The following is a 2,645-nucleotide window of genomic DNA, read 5'->3' on the forward strand; positions in this document are numbered from 1 at the left end:
CGGTTCGAGATCTCGGAGGAAGACCCGCGGAGAAGACGTGATGCCCAAAGGTACGGTCAAGTGGTTCAACCCGACGAAGGGTTATGGGTTTATCCAGCCTGCGTCGGGAGGCAAGGATGTGTTCGTGCATATCTCGGCAGTGCAGAAAGCCGGTCTGTCGACCCTGAACGAGGGACAGACGGTTGAATACGAAGAGATCGCAAACCGGGGCAAGACCTCCGCAGAGAACCTCAAAGTATAAGCCCGCCAGCGTTTCGCTGCCTCCCGGAGCGTCTCCGGGAGCGAGGCCAAGAAAATTTCAGAAGACGGTCAGTGCATTCGACGACAGGCGTTGCGATTGCACAAGGATAGCTATTTTTCCCGTGTAGACCGATCATTCAACGCCACGGCAATGACAATCGCGACGGCACTTCGCTAACCCACCGGCAACGGTGCGTCGCGCTTGATCTCCTCCATCACCGCATAGGTCCGCGTCTCGCGCACGCCCGGCATCGACAGCAGGGTCTCGCCGAGGAAGCGTCGATACGCGGTCATGTCCGCAAGCCGCGCCTTCACAAGATAGTCGAAGCCGCCGGCAACCATGTGACACTCCAGCACTTCAGGGGCGAGCTTCACCGCGCGCGCAAAGCGCTCGAAATTGTCGGGCGTGGTCTTGTCGAGCAGCACCTCGACGAACACGAGCAGGCCGAGGCCGAGCCGGTGCGGATTGAGCCGCGCGCCATAGCCCTCGACAAAGCCCTCGCGCTGCAAACGCTTCAACCGCTCGCCGATCGAGGTCGGCGACAGGCCAATGCGTTCGGCGAGCTCGACATTGGCGATGCGGCCATCTTCCTGCAAAATCGAGAGGATTTTCCGGTCGATTCGATCGAGTTCCATATCTTGTAAGGCCAAATGACGTCCGATCTTCATTTTCTAAGGCAAACGGGCTAGATTGTCCATCGAACTACGGTCACGCGGGCCTTATCCTGGATTTTGAGCCACAGGACACGCCATGCCGAACATTCCGCCGCCATTCGCCGCCCCCTATGCCCCTGACGATGCCGAGATCGCCGCGCGCCTGTTGCCGGCCTCGCATCTGGCCCCGCCGCAGGAGGCGCGGATCGACCGCACCGCGACGCGGCTGATCGAGGCGATCCGCAAGCGCGACGACCGCCTCGGCGGCGTCGAGGACATGCTGCGGGAATTCGCGCTCTCGACCAAGGAAGGGCTCGCCCTGATGGTCCTGGCGGAAGCGCTGCTGCGCGTGCCGGACGCGCGCACCGCCGATCAGTTCATCGAGGACAAGCTCGGCGAGGGCGACTTCATCCACCACGAGACCAAGTCCACCGCCTTCCTGGTCAACGCCTCGGCCTGGGCGCTCGGCCTGTCGGCGCGGGTGATCCAGCCCGGCGAGACGCCCGACGGCACCATCGGCCGGCTGGTGAAGCGGCTGGGCGCGCCGGCGGTGCGCACCGCCACGCGCCAGGCGATGCGGCTGATGGGCAATCATTTCGTGCTGGGCGAGACCATCGAGCAGGCGCTGGAGCGGGGCAAGCCGCGCTCCGGCCAGAAGCCGCGCTATTCCTTCGACATGCTCGGCGAAGGCGCGCGCACGGCCGCGGACGCCAGGCGCTATTTCGACGCCTATGCCAGCGCGATCGAGACCATCGGCAAGGCCGCCGGCGATCGCCCCCTCCCCGACCGGCCCGGCATCTCGGTCAAGCTCTCGGCCCTGCATCCGCGCTTCGAGGCGATCAGCCGCAACCGCGTGATGGCCGAGCTGGTGCCGCTGCTGCTGGATCTGGCGCAACGCGCCAAGGCCCACGACCTCAACTTCACCGTCGACGCCGAGGAGGCCGACCGGCTGGAGCTGTCGCTCGACGTGATCGCGGCAACGCTCGCCGATCCCTCTCTCAAGGGCTGGGATGGGTTTGGCCTTGCGGTCCAGGCCTATCAGAAGCGCGCGAGCGCAGTGATCGACTATGTCGATGCGCTCGCCCACGCCCACGACCGCAAGCTGATGGTGCGGCTGGTCAAAGGCGCCTATTGGGACACCGAGATCAAGCGCGCGCAGGAGCGCGGGCTCGACGGCTATCCCGTGTTCACGCGCAAGGCGATGACCGACCTGAATTTCGTCGCCTGCGCGACGAAGCTGCTGAGCCTGCGGCCGCGCATCTTCCCGCAATTCGCCACCCACAACGCGCTCACGGTCGCAACCGTGCTGGAGCTTGCCGGGAGCAGCGGCGGCTTCGAATTCCAGCGCCTGCACGGCATGGGCGAAGCGCTCTACGAGCAGCTTGCCAAGGACCATCCTGACATCGCCTACCGCACCTATGCGCCGGTCGGCAGCCATCGCGACCTGCTCGCCTATCTGGTGCGGCGGCTTTTGGAGAACGGCGCCAACTCGTCCTTCGTGGCGCAGGCCGCCGATTATCGCGTGCCCGTGCCGGCGCTGTTGCAGCGGCCGGCGGATGCGATCGTGCGGCCGCAAGCGGCGGCCCACCCCAAAATTCCGCTGCCGGGCGATCTGTTCGCGCCGGAGCGGCGCAATTCGCGCGGCGTGGAGTTCGGCGCGCGTGCCGCGCTCGACCGGTTGCTGACCGACGTCAAGGCCGAGGCGGCGGACCTCAAGCCGATCGCTGACGCCACGCCGGAGCAGGCCAATG

At 65.7% G+C, this 2,645-nt stretch carries 3 protein-coding genes; 2 read left to right on the forward strand and 1 reads right to left on the reverse strand.

Annotated features, from left to right (window positions below; genetic code table 11):
- Nucleotides 1-40: 40 nt before the first annotated feature.
- Nucleotides 41-241, forward strand: coding sequence for a cold-shock protein (locus A5906_RS32120; protein ID WP_027527932.1), 201 nt, complete (start codon nucleotides 41-43; stop codon nucleotides 239-241).
- Nucleotides 242-414: 173 nt separating this feature from the next.
- On the opposite strand, the gene A5906_RS32125 is transcribed toward A5906_RS32120, so the two are convergent.
- Entirely contained in the window at nucleotides 415-876 is a 462-nt protein-coding gene (locus A5906_RS32125) for an Lrp/AsnC ligand binding domain-containing protein (protein ID WP_018643717.1), read from the reverse strand.
- 115 nt (nucleotides 877-991) lie between these two features.
- Between A5906_RS32125 and putA the strand changes: the two genes are divergently transcribed.
- On the forward strand, nucleotides 992-2,645 hold a 1,654-nt coding region (gene putA / locus A5906_RS45465; protein WP_245327026.1), incomplete at its 3' end, for a bifunctional proline dehydrogenase/L-glutamate gamma-semialdehyde dehydrogenase PutA.

This window comes from Bradyrhizobium sacchari (genome assembly GCF_002068095.1).
Taxonomy (GTDB): domain Bacteria; phylum Pseudomonadota; class Alphaproteobacteria; order Rhizobiales; family Xanthobacteraceae; genus Bradyrhizobium; species Bradyrhizobium sacchari.

What these genes read in the sequence shown, in the direction of transcription:
- A5906_RS32125 (WP_018643717.1), bottom strand. Translation starts at nt 876, where the DNA reads ATGGAACTCGATCGAATCGACCGGAAAATCCTCTCGATTTTGCAGGAA.
- A5906_RS32120 (WP_027527932.1), top strand. Translation starts at nt 41, where the DNA reads ATGCCCAAAGGTACGGTCAAGTGGTTCAACCCGACGAAGGGTTATGGG.